This window comes from Streptomyces sp. NPDC046862 (genome assembly GCF_040704615.1).
In the GTDB taxonomy this organism is placed as follows: Bacteria; Actinomycetota; Actinomycetes; order Streptomycetales; family Streptomycetaceae; genus Streptomyces.
The window spans coordinates 71,219-83,877 of sequence record NZ_JBEYXP010000042.1 but is presented as its reverse complement, the minus strand read 5'-3'; the positions used below and the strand labels follow the sequence as shown (position 1 = coordinate 83,877).

Genomic DNA, 12,659 nt, shown 5'->3' with positions numbered 1-12,659 from the left:
GGGGGTGACGGGTGACGGGTGACGGGTTTTGCCGGCATGGCAAAGCGGGTCGCCATGCCCGTGGCGTTCCGTACATGATCGGAAGTCGTCCCGGCGCGGTCCGGCCGCCGCCGGGACCGCACCGAACGCACCGAACGCACCAAGTGATTGGGGAGCATTCATGTCGCAGCACGCCCTGGACGTCACGCACCGGCTGGTCCCGTCGCCCGCGGGCCGGATCCACCTGGTGGAGCAGGGCACGGGCCCGCTGGTGCTGCTCGTGCACGGCTTCCCGGAGTCCTGGTACTCCTGGCGCCACCAACTGCCCGCCCTGGCCGACGCCGGGTACCGCGCGGTCGCCATCGACGTCCGGGGCTACGGCCGCTCCTCCAGGCCCGGCGCGATCGACGCGTACCGGATGCTGGAGCTCGTGGCGGACAACGTGGCCGTGGTGGAGGCCCTGGGGGAACGGTCCGCGGTGGTCGTCGGCCACGACTGGGGCGCGCCCATCGCCGCCAACTCCGCCCTGACCAGGCCGGACGTCTTCCGCGCGGTGGGGCTGCTCAGCGTTCCCTACTCGCCGCGCGGCGGGCCGAGGCCCACGGAGGTGTTCGGCGCGATGGCCGGCGCCGACGAGGAGTTCTACATCTCCTACTTCCAGGAACCCGGCCGCGCCGAGGGCGAGATGGAGCCCGACGTGCGCGGCTGGCTCGCGGGTTTCTACGCCGCCCTGTCCGCGGAGGGCATGGCCGCGCCCGTGGCGTCCGGCCCGTTCGCCGTCAGCCGGGGCGGGACGCTGCGCGAGCGGTTCCCCTCCGGGGTGCCCGCCTGGCTCGGTGAGGACGATCTCGACGTGTACGCCGCGGAGTTCGAGCGGACCGGCATGAGCGCGGCGCTGGCCCGCTACCGGAACGTGGACCGCGACTGGGAGGACCTCGCCGAGTTCGACGGCGCCCCCATCGGCCAGCCTTCCCTGTTCGTCGGCGGGAGCCTGGACGGTCCCACCCTCTGGCTGGCCGACGCGATCAAGGCGTACCCGGACACGCTGCCCGGCCTGGTCTCCTCCCACATCCTCGACGGCTGCGGCCACTGGATCCAGCAGGAGCGCCCCGCCGAGACGAACAAGCTCCTGACGGAGTGGCTCGCCGCCCTGCCCGCCTGACGCCGGTGGTCAGAAGCTCGGCTCGACGCCGGTCAGTTCACGACTGGCCGCCCACAGGCGTGCCGCGACGGCCCGGTCGGCCAGGCGGTCGGGGACGGGTTCCCGCCGGGGAACGCCTCGCAGGCCGAACACCCGTGGACCCCACAACTGCCCGCCGGCCACGGACGGATCGAGGACGGCGCGGACGGCGGGCCACGCGCCGGCTTCCTTGCCCTGGACGAGGAGGCCGGCAGGCAGGCCGCGCAGCCGTTCGCCGGCCGTGCGCTCGTGCACGGCCGGGCGCTCGGGGGTCAGGGAGTCGAGCGCGCCTCCGGGGTGCGTCACGACGCTCAGCACGGTGCTCCCGGCGGCGCGCAGTCGGCGGTCGAGTTCGAAACCGGCCAGCATCTGGGCGAGTTTGGAGCGCGCGTAAGCACGCTTGGGCTGGTAGTCCCGGGTGCCGTGGAGGTCGTCGAGGTCCAGCCGCTCGGACTTGGCCACGAAGCTTCCGGTGGTGACGACCCGGCCTGCCGGGGCTGCCGCGAGCAGCGGAGCCAGCCGGGCGGTCAGCGCGAAGTGCCCGAGGTGGTTGATGCCGAACATCCACTCGTGACCGTCCGCGGTCTCCCGCCGCCGCGGTTCGTCGAGCAGGACACCGGCGTTGAGGACGACCGCGTCGAGGCGGTCCGCCTCCAGGGCGTCCGCGCACGTCCTGAGCGAGGACAGGTCGGCCAGGTCCAGCCGCAGGTGGCGCAGGTGTGCGTCGGGGAAGCGGGAGCGGATGGAGGCCATGGCCGCGCCCGCCCTGGCGGCGTCGCGACAGCCGAGCACGACGGTGGCGCCGGTGCCGGCGAGCTGCTCGGCGACGAAGTACCCGATGCCCGCGTTGCCGCCGGTGACGAGGACGGTCCTGCCCTCGGCACGCGGAGGCCGGTGCACGTCCCACGGCCGTGGCTGGACGGACTGGGCTGAGGACGACGCCGAGGACGACATGACACGCTCCTGCGCTCTGGATGATCCGGTGGGTGGGCGGCGGATGGTGGGCGGCGGGCGACCGTACGGTCACGGCCCGCTCCGGCCCCACGTCCAAGATCCCGTCAGCCCCCGACAGATCGCCGACAGATCACAGCCCCCACCGACAGACGGCCGACACGGCCATCCCTCACCCACAGCAGCGAACCACCGGAAGCCCGCCAGACGCGCCCCTGAAGGGGCGCGAGAAACTGCGCAACCAGCCACCCCAACCCGCAGCACCCAACTACGCCACCCCGGCAAAGACGCCCCTCAGGGGCGCGGGGAACTGCGCGACCAGCCACGACCAACCCGCACGAACCACCAGAAGCCCGCCAAGCACGCCCCTCAGGGGCGCGAGGAACTGCGCGACCAGCCACATCCCACCCGCAGCAGCCAACCACCCCAACCCGACACCCCCGCAACCCCGCAACCCCGCCCAACCCAGCGGAGCGCCCCGTCACACCCCGTGCCCCGCCTCCCCGTCCCCCCACTCCAACGCATCCGCCTCGGTCTCCCCCGGCACGAGACCGGAGAACTCCCCACCCGCTTCGTTGAAGGCAGCGAGCGCCCCGACCAGGGCGCCCCGCTGGTCCGGGGAGAGGCGCTCGACGATCGCCTCGACCTCGGTACGGCGCCGGGCCATGACCTCGGCGACGGTGCGCCGCCCCTCCTCGGTGAGCCGCAGCAGGGTCTCGCGGCGGTTGCCGGGGTTGGTCTGCCGGTCGGCGAGCCCGGCCGCGATGAGCCGGTCCACCATGCGCATCGCGGTCGACGGCGCCACCTGGAGGTGCTCGGCCAGCGTGACGAGCTTGGTGGCGCCCCCCATGGAGAGCACGACCAGCATCCGGAACTGGGGAAGCGTCACCCGCTCCTCCACCGCGGACAGTGACCGGGCGGAGATCGCCACCAGCAACCGCGACGCGGTCAGCACGGCCCGCGTCACCGCCTCGACATCATCCACGCCCCGCGCGGGGCCCCCAGACTCCGGCATGCGTCCTTTCTACCTCGCGAACACCCCGCACACCTCGCACACCGTCACATGATCGAACGGCTTTGCTGTTCCCTGACCATGACCGTGCGGATGACCGTGCGGAGCGGCGCACTCCGCTCAGGACGCCGCCCGGGCGAAGCGAAGTGACGCCGTGACGGAGGTACGGCCACGCATCATGCCCATCTGGTTCCAGCCCATGCCGAAGTGCTCCCGGTCCACGGTGAACTCCGCCGTCAGCGTGACCGCGTCGGCGCTCGCCTCGGCGAGGCGCGCGGTGAAGGACTGCGGACGGCTGATGCCGCGCACGGTCAGCTGACCGGCGATCTGGACGGCCCCGTCCGCCCCGGGCGTCGCACTGCGCACGACGAAGGTGAGCTCGGGGTGCCGGTCGGCGTCGAAGAAGTCGGCGGACCGCAGGTGCGTGTCGCGCTTGGTGTGCTTGGTGTCCAGGGAGGCGGCGGTCAACGTGATCGAGCCGGTGGCGGACCCGTCGGGACCCACCTCGCCCTCACCCGTGACGCCGGTGAAGGTGCCCTTCACGGTGACCAGTCCCCACATCGTCTTGTGCTGGAGACCGACGGTGGAACGGGCGGGGTCGAGCTGCCAGGTCCCGGTTTCGACTGCTACGGACATGAGGTCCTCCTGAAGGGGGCGGGGCGCATGTGAAACGACGACTCTTCAGTCGTCCAAATTTGGATAACCTCAGGCTAGCCGATGCTCCAAATTTGGACAACAGGTAGACTGGGACATCATGGCCGACTCCCTCACCCCCGCCGACCTGCCCGGACACGACGCGGCAGGAGAGTCCCCCCTGCTGCCGCCCGAACTGCGGGCCTGGATGGGACTGCTGGCCGCGGCGGGCGCGATCGAGCAGCAACTGCGATCCCTGGTGAAGGAGACGCTGGGCGTCTCCCACGACGAGTTCCTGGTGCTGTGCCTGCTCGCCGACGGACCCGCCCACGGCCTGCGCATGACACAGATCGCCGAGCGCCTCGGCCGCCCCAAGACGCGGCTCACCTACCAGGTCGCCTGTCTCCAGCACGCCGGTCTGATCACCCGCAACACCGCGTGCGGCGACCGGCGCGGCATCCAGGTGGCGCTCACCGACAAGGCGCGCCGGCTCCTGCGTGAGGCCTCCGGCTCACTGGCCGAGGCCGTCACCCGCGCGATCGCGGGCCTGGAGGGGCAGCACGACTGCACGGTGATGCGCGCCCTGCTGCCCTGGCAGGAGAACCCCGAGAACGACACGTAGCCCCCCGGGACAGCGAGATCCCAGGAGGCCCACGTCAGCGGATCAGCGGATCAGCGGATCAGCGGATCAGCGGAACGGGCCTCGCCACCAAGCAGGCCCGGACTGTCTTTCAGAAGCCAGGGAAGACCCGGCGCAGATCGTCCAGCGTCAGGGCGTCCCCGGTGAGGGTCACGCCCTGTGGCGTGTACGCGGACGCGTGGCGGCCGGTCGTGAGGCGCAGCCACCACTCGGCGGGTGCGCTGAGGACCGCGTCGGGGTCGGCCGGTTCGTCGCCGAGCGCGACCGCCTCGCCGATGTCGAGACCGAAGGACCGCTCGGGCTCGGTGGTCCGTATCGCGAGGCGGGCCGGGCGGCCGTCCAGGGCGTCGGCCTTGCCGAGGAAGTGGATGAGCATGCCGGCCTGGTCGAGCAACGGCCCGGTCGCGGCGGACGCCAGGACGGCCGCCGGATCGAAGGCGACCTCGACGTCCCAGGTGTGGAAGGTGAACTCGCTGAGCCGCAGGCCCGCCGCCGTGGCCACGTCCACGGGCACCGGCAGGAAGCCGAGGTCGATCCGCAGATCCTCGCGCGCGCGAGCGTCGAGGCCTTCGTAGCGGGCGACCAGCGCCTCGTTGGCGGGCACGAAGCCCTCGGCCCGCTCGTCGGGGGACATCGCGTCCCAGCGCGCCCACACCGACTTGTTGAAGTCCCCGCCCCTGGGCCCGGTGCCGTCCAGGGCACCTTCGAGGCCGGCCAGGGCGATCTCCGCACCGCTGCCGAGGTGGCTGAGCACCTGCGACACGTCCCACTCCGCCGCCCCGGACCCCCGGGTGAGGTCGGCGGCGGCCAGGCCGCGCACCAGCGAGGCGAGGTGGTCGTGTCCGCCGCGCAGGGCGGCGATGATCCGGTCGGCACGTTCACTCATGAGCGTCTCCACATTCCACAGTCGGCAGTCGGCAGTCGGCAGTCGGCAGTCGGCAGCCACGGCACTCGGCATCCGGCACCCGGCACCCGGCACCCGGCACCCGGCACCCGGCACCCGGCATTCGGTTTCCAGCGGACACGGCAGCCCCGTGCCCCGGTCGTACTCTGCCTCGTACGCGCGCAACCGGCCTCGCCCGCACGGGATTTCACACCACCGTCTGGAACGACCGCTTCGAGAAGCCCATCACGTAGCCGTCGACGGCCGTCGTGACCGGCTCGTCCGCCCGGGAGGCGGCGCCCAGCGTGACGAACAGGGGGATGTAGTGGTCGGCGGTCGGATGGGCGTACGGCATACCGGGCGCCCGCGTCCTGAACGCGGCGAGTTCATCGACGTCACCGCGGGCCAGCGCGTCGGCGGCCCACGCGTCGAAGTCCGAGGACCAGCCGGGCACGTCGCCCTGCAGCATCTCGCGGGTGATGAACGGCAGCCCGTGCGTCATGAACCCCGACCCCACGACCAGCACGCCCTCCTCGCGCAACGGGGCCAGCCGCGCGCCGAGTTCGAGCAGCCGGGCCGGATCCTGGGTGGGCATGCTCAGCTGCAGCACCGGGATGTCGGCCGACGGGTACATCGCCATCAGCGGCACCCATGCCCCGTGGTCGAGCCCGCGGGAACGGTGCCGGTGCAGCGGTTCGCCGTCCGGCATCGTCCCGGCCACCCGGTGGGCCAGCGCGGTGGCGTCCGGGGTGTCGTACCGCATCTCGTAGTAGCGGGGGTGGAAGCCGCCGAAGTCGTGCACCAGCGGGGTGTGCGCCTCGGGGGCCGAGACGCACATCGGCGCCGCCTCCCAGTGCGCGGACACGATCAGGATGCTCTTCGGCCTGGGCAGGGACTGCGCCCACGTGAACAGCTGCCGCAGCCACGGGCCGTCGTCGAAGAGCGGGGGCGCGCCGTGGCTGACGAACAGAGCGGGCAGCGGGCCGTCCTCCGGACGCCACGCGCGTTGGGTTCGGGCCCGCGGCAGCGCGTCGACCAGGAAACGGTCGTACGCCCCGCCGGGCGTCCGCGGTTCGAGGATGGATTCCATGCCTGATCCCGCTCCCATCGGCTTGACCCTTCAACCAAAGCCCCAGCATGAACCTAAGCCAGCCTAACTTGAACAGTCAACCAATCTCCCCCGCCCCGGAAGTGGCCGGAAACGCGCGACGCCGTGACGCCCCGCACACCCACAGAGGTGAAAGCTTGAACGGGGAACCAATAAAACATCAGGGCAACGTGGCCGACCCGCGGGAGTCGCCGGAATGGGGCACGAGATGAGACGTACGCCGCACACCGTCACCGTCGCCGAACTCGTCCCCGGAGACCTGCTCGCGCTCTCCGCGCGGGACGTCGGCACGGACCGCTGGTACGTCGTGATGCACACCCTCCCGGTGCGCCCCGACGCGATCCGGGTGACGCTGCGGCCACCGCTGGGCGGCACCGACCGCGACGAGGTACTCGACCGGACCCGGACCGTGACCGTCGGCGGCCACCGCGTCGACACGGCCGGGGTCCCTCTCCTCACCTCCGCCAATCTGCGCGCCGTGGAGTTACGGGAGGGGGACCGCGTCGGCTTCCTGCGGACGGTCGATCCGGACGCGGCCGAGGAGACGTACGTACGGCGCCGGGGCCGCTGGCACCACGACGCACCGGGCGACCACGCGCACGACCACCCCGAACAGCCGTTGTCGGACGCGGAGTTACGGACGCGGGCAGCCGAGGCCGTCGACCACGTCGTACGGCACCACCCGCGCCCCGGCCGGCCGGCGACGAGCGCGACCGGCGGACCACGACGGGTCGTGGTCACCGGGCTGGGCGCCGTGACCCCACTCGGTGCCGGCGTGGACGACCTGTGGGCGGGGCTGCTCGAAGGGCGGTGCGGGATACGGGAGCTCGACGGGGAGGAGTTCGCCGGCCTGCCCGTACGCATCGCGGGGACCGTGCCCGTGGATCCGGTCGCGCTGCTGCCGCGGCCGCAGGCCAGGCGGATGAACCGGGCCGCACAGTTCGCGGTGCTGGCCGCGCGGGAGGCGTGGGAGGACGCCGGGTTCGACCCCGCGGGCACCACCGGGAGCGGGCTGGACCCCGAGCGGGTCGGTGTCTCGGCCGGGGCCATCCTCGGAGACGCCTCGGTGCTGGTGGATGGTGACAGGCGGCTGCGGGAGAAGGGGCCCCGTGGGGTGTCCCCGCTGACCACCCCCATGACCGTGCCCTCGCAGGCCGCGTCCCAGGTGTCGCTCGCGCTGCGGATCACCGGCGAGGCCCGCACGGTGACCAGCGCGTGCGCCTCCGGCACCGAGGCCATCGGGCAGGCCGTCGACCGCATACGGTACGGGCGGATCGACGTGGCGCTCGCCGGCGGGGCCGAGGCCGTCGTCACCCCCGCGATCATGGCGTCCTTCGCGGCCATGCGGGCGCTGTCGACCCGCGGCATCGGGGACGGCGACAGTCCCTCGCGTCCCTTCGCCGAGGACCGCGACGGGTTCGTGAACGGGGAGGGCGCCGGCTTCCTGTTACTGGAGGCCGAGGAGCACGCACGGGCGCGTGGCGCGCGGATCTACTGCGAGGCCGCGGGCTGGGGGCTCTCCGCCGACGCCCACCACATGGCGGCGCCCGATCCGTCCGGCACCGGGGTCGCGCTCGCGCTGCGGCGCGCGCTGGCCGACGCGGGGGCCGGGGCGGCGGATGTCGCGCACGTCAACGCCCACGCCACGGCCACCGCCGACGGTGACCTCGCCGAGGCGACCGCGCTGACGACCGTACTGGGGGGCCGCCGGGTGCCGGTCACCGCGCTGAAGGGGCACCTCGGGCATCTTCAGGGCGCGGCGGGCGGGGTCGAGGCCGTCGCCACGGTCCTCACCCTCCATCACGGGCTCATCCCGCCCACGATCGGCTGCGCCGTGCAGGACCCCGAGATCGGGCTGGACGTGGTGACCGAGGCCCCGCGGGCGCTGCCCGCGTGGGGGGATGTGGCGTTGAGCAACTCGTTCGGGTTCGGGGGACACAATGCGGTGGTCGCGCTGCGGAGGGTGTGGGGGTGAGGGCGCGGTCGTTCCGGGGGCCGTCGTGTCGCCGCAGGTTCGTTTGTGGCTGGTCGCGCCCACGCGATGGAGCCACTGGTGTAGGGGCGATATTTGGAACGTGCGGTATTCCGCCGTTCGAGGACGCCAAAGTAACGGGGCAACCGGTCAGCCTGGACTTCTAGACGACTGGTCTACTCGGATGCTACGATCCTTCCATGCCAGCCGCCACGCGCACCACAGACACCCGTCGGATCATCCTCGATACCGCCCAACGGATCATGGCCCGCAAGGGTTACTCGGCTGTCGGCATCAATGAGGTGCTCGCGGAGGCCGGCGTACCGAAAGGGTCCTTCTATCACTACTTCGTCTCGAAGGACGCCTTCGGCGAAGCGATCCTGAAGAGCTACTTCGCGGACTACCTCACGGACATGGACGGCGTTCTCACCCACTCCGGCCAGTCGTCGGCCGAGCGACTGATGGCCTACTGGCAGCAGTGGCGGGAGACGCAGAGTATCGAGGACTGCCAGGGCAAGTGCCTGGCCGTGAAACTCGGCGCCGAGGTCGCGGACCTGTCCGAGTCGATGCGCCTGGCCCTGAAGGACGGCACGAGCGCCATCGTTGACCGCATCGAGCAGACGATCATCAGCGGCCTGGAGGACGGCTCTCTCTCGGTCGACGGTGAGGCCCGCGACGTCGCACAGGCCCTGTACGACATGTGGCTCGGCGCCAGCGTCATGGCCAAGATCCACCGTAGTCCGGCCCCGCTCGACACCGTCACAGCGGTAACCCGCGGGCTTCTGCACCTGTAGAAGGCCCGCACCCCCTGCCCGACCCGGTCATGGGGATCCAGTTTCACCACTAATAGTAGACTGGTCTACTCAAGGAGTGTGTCATGAAGGTTCTGATCGTTCTCACCTCGCACGACGAGCTGGGGGACACCGGCCACAAGACCGGGTTCTGGCTGGAGGAGCTGGCGGCTCCGTACTACCGCTTCAAGGAGGCCGGCTGGGAGATCACCCTCGCCTCACCCAAGGGCGGACAGCCGCCGCTGGACCCCAAGAGCAACGAACCCGGATTCCAGACCGACGACACCCGGCGCTTCGAGACCGACCCGGAGGCGACCAAGGCACTGGCGAACACCGCGCGCCTGGACGCGGTCGCGGCCGGCGGCTTCGACGCGGTCTTCTACCCCGGCGGGCACGGACCGCTGTGGGACCTGGCCGAGGACACCGTCTCAGCGCGGCTGATCGAAACCACCCTCCGCTCCGGCAGGCCGGTGGGACTGGTGTGCCACGCCCCCGGCGTCCTGCGGCACGCCGTCAACGAGGACGGCACCCCGCTGGTGGCGGGAAAGAAGGTCACCGGATTCGCCAACTCCGAGGAGGAGGCCGTCCAGCTCACCGACGTCGTCCCCTTCCTGGTCGAGGACGAACTCACCAAGCTCGGCGGCGTCTACTCCAAGACCGGCGACTGGCAGCCCTATGTCCTCCAGGACGGTCTGCTGATCACCGGGCAGAACCCGGCGTCCTCGGCTCCCGCGGCCGACGCCCTGATCGAGCTGGTCACCAAGGGCGGCGTGTGAGCGCCTACGTGGTCATGCTCCGTGAGCGCGTGACCGACCCGGCCGAGCTGGCCCTCTACGCCGGCTCGGCCCGGGCTGCCCGGGAAGGCCACGAGGTGACACCCCTCGTCGGATACGGGGAGATCGAAACACTGGAGGGTGCGCCGTTCGACGGTGTGCTGATCCATCGCTTCCCGAGCGTTGCGGACGCGCGGGCATGGTACGAGAGCCCGGCCTACCAGGCAGCGCTGCCCCACCGCCGGGCCGGTGCGGACTACCGCGTGTGCATCGTCGAAGGAGTCGACGCGCCCCACGGCCGCTGAGACGACAAGGTGTCCGTCTGCACCGCCCTCCGGCGCGGACGGACACCGTCCGGGCCGCAGGCTCCGCACCGGTCAGCGGCGACCGGATCCCCTACGCGAACTCGCCGCCGAAATGGCCGGCCACGACGCAGTCGTCCTCCCCGTCGGCGGCCACGGCACCGGCGGACCGGACGACACTCATCGACGGCCGTGGCCCGCAGAAGGCCGCGGACGCAGTCCAGCTCGAACCCGCGCCCCTTGAAGCCGGCCGGGTGGGGCGGGCCGGTCAGGCCGAGGTGCGCTTGCTTGGTGTTGCCTTCTTCGCCGCCGTCTTCTTCGTCGCGGTCTTCTTCGCCGTCGTCTTCTTCGTCCCCGCCGTCGACTTGGCTGCCGTCTTCTTCGCCGCCGTCTTCTTGGCCGCCGTCGACTTCTTGCCGGCCGTCTCCTTGGGGGCGGTGCGGGACGGCTTGCGGGAAGGGGGCTTGCCCTTGAGCGGTGTGACGTCGGCGACGTCCTCGCCGCGGGACTCCTTGGCGGCGCGGACGCTGTTCTCCAGGGCGGACATGAGGTCGAGGACCTTGCCGCCGCGCGCCGGGGCGGGCGCGGCGGGGGGCGCCTCGCCGGAGGCCTTCGCGGCGATGAGTTCCTCGACGGCCTCGCGATAGTCGTCGTGGAGGTCGTCGAGGTCGACCTCGCCGAGGGTGTTCATGAGGGCGTCGGCGAGGTCGAGTTCCTTCTCCTGGACGGTGACGTTCGTGTCCGGGGCGACCTCGTCGGTCGCGCGGATCTCGTCGGGCCACAGCAGGCCGTGCATGGCGATGACGTCGTCGACGACACGGAGCATGCCGAGCCGCTCCCGCCCCCGCAGGGCGAACTTGCAGATGGCGACCTTCTGGCTGCGTCTGAGGGCCTCTCTGAGCAACGCGTACGGCTTGGCGGCCGGCACGCCGTTCGCGGAGAGGTAGTACGCCGCGTCCATCTGGAGAGGGTCGATGCGGTCGGCCGGGACGAACGCCTCGATCTCGATCGTCTTGGCGGTGGGGATCGGCAACGAGGCCAGGTCGTCGTCGGTGATGGGGATGATCGAGCCGTCCGCGGCCTCGTACCCCTTGCTGATCTCGTCCTGCGTCAGCTCGCGGTCCTCCAGCTCACAGACCTTGCGGTAGCGCACACGGCCACCGTCCTCCAGATGGATCTGGCGGAAGGAGATCGCGTGGCTCTCGGTGGCGTTCACCAGCTTGATCGGGATGCTGACCAGGCCGAAGGAGATGGCCCCGTTCCAAATGGATCGCACGGTCATCACGCTAACCCCGGCCGGCTGGGGGCGCCTGCCGAGAGCACGCGGGTGAGGTCGTCGGTATGACCGGGGCGCACGGGCGGGATTTGTCGCATGTGCGTGGGATTCTCGTTGTATGACGCCGATCACGGAGGTGGAGGGCCGGAGGGTGGCCCTCTCCAACCTGGAGAAGGTCCTGTATCCCGCGACCGGCTTCACCAAGGCCGAGGTGCTGCACTACTGCGCGACGACGGCGGAACCGCTGCTGGCGCACCTCCGGGACCGGCCGGTGTCGTTCCTGCGCTACCCGGACGGACCGGAGGGCGAGCTCTTCTTCACCAAGAACGTGCCGCCGGGCACGCCCGACTGGGTCACGACCGCCGAGGTGCCTCGTTCGGAGGGGCCGGCCCGGATGGTGCTGGTGCAGGACCTGGCGAGTCTGATGTGGGCGGCGAACCTGGTGACCGAGTTCCACACGCCCCAGTGGCTCATCGGTGCGCCGGGCGAGGCGGACCGCCTGGTCTTCGACCTCGATCCCGGCCCGCCCGCGACGATCGTCGAATGCTGCCGGGTCGCCCTGTGGCTGCGGGAGCGGCTCGCGGCGGACGGGATCGAGGCGTACGCGAAGACGTCCGGGTCGAAGGGGCTGCACCTGCTGGCGGCGGTGCGGCCGACTCCGTCGGGGCGGGTGACGGAGTACGCCAAGGAGCTGGCCGTGGAGGCGGAGAAGGCGTTGCCGCGGCTTGTCGTGCACCGGATGACGCGGAGTCTTCGGCCGCGGAAGGTGTTCGTGGACTGGAGTCAGAACGCCGCCCGGAAGACGACGGCGACGCCGTACACGTTGCGGGCGCGTCCTGAGCCGACCGTGTCGGCGCCGGTGACGTGGGAAGAGGTCGCGGGCTGTACGGATGCGGGGCAGCTGGTGCTCCGTGCGGGGGATCTCGGGGCTCGGCTTCAGGCGTACGGGGATCTTCTGGCGCCGTTGCTGGATCCGGAGGGGGCGGGGTCACTGCCGTGAGGGGGTGGGGGGGGGTGCGGTGCGGGTGCGGGTTCGATGCGGGTGCGGGTTCGATGCGGGTGCGGGCCGGGTTTTCCTCGCCCCCGCCGCCCCTACCCGTCCCATCCCCAGGGGCTCCGCCCCTTCGACCCCGCACGGGGCTCCGCCCCGGACCCCGCT

General features: G+C 71.7%; 13 protein-coding genes. 7 read left to right on the top strand and 6 right to left on the bottom strand.

Features of this window, described 5'->3' with window-relative positions; translation table 11 throughout:
* Nucleotides 1–160: 160 nt before the first annotated feature.
* Entirely contained in the window at nt 161–1,141 is a 981-nt protein-coding gene (locus tag AB0959_RS36560; protein ID WP_366831062.1) for an alpha/beta hydrolase, read from the top strand.
* A gap of 9 nt (nt 1,142–1,150) precedes the next feature.
* Here AB0959_RS36560 and AB0959_RS36555 read toward each other — a convergent pair whose 3' ends face one another.
* The 3 genes from AB0959_RS36555 to AB0959_RS36545 form a co-directional block, all read right to left on the bottom strand.
* A complete protein-coding gene (locus tag AB0959_RS36555; RefSeq protein ID WP_366831061.1) occupies nt 1,151–2,113 on the bottom strand; it encodes an SDR family NAD(P)-dependent oxidoreductase in 963 nt (320 codons plus the stop codon).
* Between the two features lie 478 nt (nt 2,114–2,591).
* Nucleotides 2,592–3,125, bottom strand: a complete 534-nt coding sequence (locus AB0959_RS36550) for a MarR family transcriptional regulator (RefSeq protein WP_366831060.1) — start codon at nt 3,123–3,125, stop codon at nt 2,592–2,594.
* Between the two features lie 117 nt (nt 3,126–3,242).
* Nucleotides 3,243–3,758, bottom strand: coding sequence for a YceI family protein (locus AB0959_RS36545; protein WP_366831059.1), 516 nt, complete (start codon nt 3,756–3,758; stop codon nt 3,243–3,245).
* Between the two features lie 118 nt (nt 3,759–3,876).
* On the opposite strand from AB0959_RS36545, the gene AB0959_RS36540 reads away from it, so the two are divergent.
* The gene (locus tag AB0959_RS36540; protein WP_366831058.1) at nt 3,877–4,377 is read left to right on the top strand and encodes a MarR family winged helix-turn-helix transcriptional regulator; all 501 of its coding nucleotides are present in this window, start codon (nt 3,877–3,879) and stop codon (nt 4,375–4,377) included.
* A gap of 109 nt (nt 4,378–4,486) precedes the next feature.
* Here AB0959_RS36540 and AB0959_RS36535 read toward each other — a convergent pair whose 3' ends face one another.
* Both AB0959_RS36535 and AB0959_RS36530 read right to left on the bottom strand, forming a co-directional pair.
* The gene (locus AB0959_RS36535) at nt 4,487–5,281 is read right to left on the bottom strand and encodes a maleylpyruvate isomerase family mycothiol-dependent enzyme (RefSeq protein ID WP_366831057.1); all 795 of its coding nucleotides are present in this window, start codon (nt 5,279–5,281) and stop codon (nt 4,487–4,489) included.
* A gap of 205 nt (nt 5,282–5,486) precedes the next feature.
* Nucleotides 5,487–6,368 (bottom strand): class III extradiol ring-cleavage dioxygenase, encoded by an 882-nt coding sequence (locus AB0959_RS36530; RefSeq protein ID WP_366831056.1) that lies wholly within the window; start codon nt 6,366–6,368, stop codon nt 5,487–5,489.
* 226 nt (nt 6,369–6,594) lie between these two features.
* On the opposite strand from AB0959_RS36530, the gene AB0959_RS36525 reads away from it, so the two are divergent.
* The 4 genes from AB0959_RS36525 (at nt 6,595) to AB0959_RS36510 (ending at nt 10,227) form a co-directional block, all read left to right on the top strand.
* Nucleotides 6,595–8,361: a beta-ketoacyl-[acyl-carrier-protein] synthase family protein gene (locus AB0959_RS36525; protein WP_366831055.1), complete on the top strand. Its 1,767-nt coding sequence runs from the start codon at nt 6,595–6,597 to the stop codon at nt 8,359–8,361.
* Between the two features lie 197 nt (nt 8,362–8,558).
* Entirely contained in the window at nt 8,559–9,152 is a 594-nt protein-coding gene (locus AB0959_RS36520) for a TetR/AcrR family transcriptional regulator (RefSeq protein ID WP_366831054.1), read from the top strand.
* Between the two features lie 83 nt (nt 9,153–9,235).
* On the top strand, nt 9,236–9,925 hold the full coding sequence (locus AB0959_RS36515; protein ID WP_366831053.1) for a type 1 glutamine amidotransferase domain-containing protein: 690 nt from the start codon (nt 9,236–9,238) through the stop codon (nt 9,923–9,925).
* Complete coding sequence (locus AB0959_RS36510; protein WP_366831052.1) at nt 9,922–10,227, top strand: DUF1330 domain-containing protein; 306 nt, start codon at nt 9,922–9,924, stop codon at nt 10,225–10,227. The genes AB0959_RS36515 and AB0959_RS36510 overlap by 4 nt, the downstream gene beginning before the upstream one ends.
* A 265-nt stretch (nt 10,228–10,492) precedes the next feature.
* On the opposite strand, the gene AB0959_RS36505 is transcribed toward AB0959_RS36510, so the two are convergent.
* The gene (locus AB0959_RS36505; protein ID WP_366831051.1) at nt 10,493–11,509 is read right to left on the bottom strand and encodes a Ku protein; all 1,017 of its coding nucleotides are present in this window, start codon (nt 11,507–11,509) and stop codon (nt 10,493–10,495) included.
* Nucleotides 11,510–11,618: 109 nt separating this feature from the next.
* Here AB0959_RS36505 and ligD point away from each other — a divergent pair, with 109 nt between their 5' ends.
* Complete coding sequence (ligD, locus tag AB0959_RS36500; protein WP_366831050.1) at nt 11,619–12,500, top strand: non-homologous end-joining DNA ligase; 882 nt, start codon at nt 11,619–11,621, stop codon at nt 12,498–12,500.
* Nucleotides 12,501–12,659: the final 159 nt, after the last annotated feature.

Excerpts from the sequence above, each read along its gene's own strand:
- AB0959_RS36555 (WP_366831061.1), bottom strand. The coding sequence starts at position 2,113 with ATGTCGTCCTCGGCGTCGTCCTCAGCCCAGTCCGTCCAGCCACGGCCG.
- AB0959_RS36550 (WP_366831060.1), bottom strand. The coding sequence starts at position 3,125 with ATGCCGGAGTCTGGGGGCCCCGCGCGGGGCGTGGATGATGTCGAGGCG.
- AB0959_RS36560 (WP_366831062.1), top strand. The coding sequence starts at position 161 with ATGTCGCAGCACGCCCTGGACGTCACGCACCGGCTGGTCCCGTCGCCC.
- AB0959_RS36540 (WP_366831058.1), top strand. The coding sequence starts at position 3,877 with ATGGCCGACTCCCTCACCCCCGCCGACCTGCCCGGACACGACGCGGCA.
- ligD (WP_366831050.1), top strand. The coding sequence starts at position 11,619 with ATGACGCCGATCACGGAGGTGGAGGGCCGGAGGGTGGCCCTCTCCAAC.
- AB0959_RS36520 (WP_366831054.1), top strand. The coding sequence starts at position 8,559 with ATGCCAGCCGCCACGCGCACCACAGACACCCGTCGGATCATCCTCGAT.
- AB0959_RS36525 (WP_366831055.1), top strand. The coding sequence starts at position 6,595 with ATGAGACGTACGCCGCACACCGTCACCGTCGCCGAACTCGTCCCCGGA.
- AB0959_RS36515 (WP_366831053.1), top strand. The coding sequence starts at position 9,236 with ATGAAGGTTCTGATCGTTCTCACCTCGCACGACGAGCTGGGGGACACC.
- AB0959_RS36535 (WP_366831057.1), bottom strand. The coding sequence starts at position 5,281 with ATGAGTGAACGTGCCGACCGGATCATCGCCGCCCTGCGCGGCGGACAC.
- AB0959_RS36545 (WP_366831059.1), bottom strand. The coding sequence starts at position 3,758 with ATGTCCGTAGCAGTCGAAACCGGGACCTGGCAGCTCGACCCCGCCCGT.
- AB0959_RS36530 (WP_366831056.1), bottom strand. The coding sequence starts at position 6,368 with ATGGAATCCATCCTCGAACCGCGGACGCCCGGCGGGGCGTACGACCGT.